The sequence below is a fragment of the Streptomyces sp. UH6 genome, from assembly GCF_013421635.1.
Taxonomy (GTDB): Bacteria; Actinomycetota; Actinomycetes; order Streptomycetales; family Streptomycetaceae; genus Streptomyces; species Streptomyces abyssomicinicus.
In genome coordinates, this window is the sequence record NZ_JACADT010001020.1 from 1 (window position 1) to 1,980 (window position 1,980).

The 1,980-nt window shown below is 71.6% G+C and carries 1 protein-coding gene; it reads left to right on the forward strand.

Translation table 11 applies throughout. The features are described 5' to 3' along the window. Window positions 1–1,980: Rne/Rng family ribonuclease (locus HW445_RS28710; protein ID WP_180223763.1), on the forward strand; the 1,980-nt coding region annotated here is incomplete at both ends.

The following is a 1,980-nucleotide window of genomic DNA, read 5'->3' on the forward strand; positions in this document are numbered from 1 at the left end:
GGAGAGCGCCGCCGAGCAGGCGGAGCAGGACGCCGAGGACACCGCGGAGCAGATCGCCGAGGACGTCTCCGACGCCGAGGAGGCCGAGGACACCGACGAGGACGGGCGCGAGGCCGAGGAGGGCCGCGAGCAGTCCGGCGGCTCCAGCAGCTCCCGCCGTCGCCGTCGCCGCCGTCGCCGCGCCGGTGACACGGCCGGCGAGGCCGAGCCGTCGCAGGACGACCCGGAGCGCACCGTCGTCAAGGTCCGCGAGCCCCGCAAGAAGGAGGAGCGCTCCGGCGACGCCGCCGACGAGGTGCAGTCCATCAAGGGCTCCACCCGTCTGGAGGCCAAGAAGCAGCGCCGCCGCGAGGGCCGCGAGCAGGGCCGCCGCCGCGTGCCGATCATCACCGAGGCCGAGTTCCTGGCCCGCCGTGAGGCCGTCGAGCGCGTGATGGTGGTCCGCCAGCACGGTGACCGCACCCAGATCGGCGTGCTCGAGGACAACATCCTCGTCGAGCACTACGTCAACAAGGAGCAGTCGACCTCCTACGTCGGCAACGTCTACCTCGGCAAGGTGCAGAACGTCCTGCCGTCGATGGAGGCCGCCTTCATCGACATCGGCAAGGGCCGCAACGCCGTGCTCTACGCCGGCGAGGTCAACTTCGAGGCGCTCGGCATGGCCCACGGGCCGCGCCGCATCGAGACCGCGCTGAAGTCCGGCCAGTCCGTCCTGGTCCAGGTCACCAAGGACCCGATCGGCCACAAGGGCGCCCGCCTGACCAGCCAGGTCTCGCTGCCCGGCCGCTACCTGGTCTACGTCCCCGAGGGGTCGATGACCGGCATCAGCCGCAAGCTGCCCGACACCGAGCGCGCCCGGCTGAAGACCATCCTCAAGAAGATCGTCCCCGAGGACGCCGGCGTCATCGTGCGCACCGCCGCCGAGGGCGCCAGCGAGGACGAGCTGCGCCGCGACGTCGAGCGGCTCCAGGCGCAGTGGGAGGAGATCCAGCAGAAGGCGAAGAAGGGCAACGCGCCGACGCTGCTCTACGGCGAGCCGGACATGACGGTCCGGGTCGTCCGCGACATCTTCAACGAGGACTTCACCAAGGTCATCGTCAGCGGTGACGAGGCGTGGCGCACCATCCACGGCTACGTCGCGGGCGTCGCGCCGGACCTGGCGGACCGCCTCCAGCGGTGGACCTCCGAGGTCGACGTGTTCGCCACGTACCGGATCGACGAGCAGCTCGCCAAGGCGCTGGACCGCAAGGTCTGGCTGCCCAGCGGCGGTTCGCTGGTGATCGACCGGACCGAGGCGATGGTCGTCGTCGACGTCAACACCGGCAAGTTCACCGGTCAGGGCGGCAACCTCGAGGAGACCGTCACCCGCAACAACCTGGAGGCGGCCGAGGAGATCGTCCGCCAGCTGCGGCTGCGCGACCTCGGCGGCATCATCGTCATCGACTTCATCGACATGGTGCTGGAGTCCAACCGGGACCTGGTGCTGCGGCGTCTGCTGGAGTGCCTGGGCCGGGACCGGACCAAGCACCAGGTCGCCGAGGTCACCTCGCTGGGCCTGGTGCAGATGACCCGCAAGCGGGTCGGCCAGGGCCTGCTGGAGTCCTTCTCCGAGACCTGCGTCCACTGCAACGGCCGCGGTCTGGTCGTGCACCTGGACCAGCCGGCGTTCGCCGGCGGCGGGGGCAAGAAGAAGAAGCGCGGCGGTGCGCGGGACGGGCAGCAGGAGCAGCCCCACGAGCACGAGCCGTCCGCCCTGGTCTCCGAGGCCCCGTCCGCCGAGGAGGAGGCCGAGCTCGAGCGCGAGGCGTCCACCGTCACGGAGTCCACGGAGGAGCCGATCGCGCTGCCCTCGCCGGACTTCGCGGCCGACGAGGAGCTGTACAGCAGCGTCGCCGAGGCGGAGGCCGCGGCCGGTCGTCGTGGACGCCGTCGCACCAGCCGCCGGGCCACCGCTCCGGCCGGTGCGCCGCGCGCTGAGGA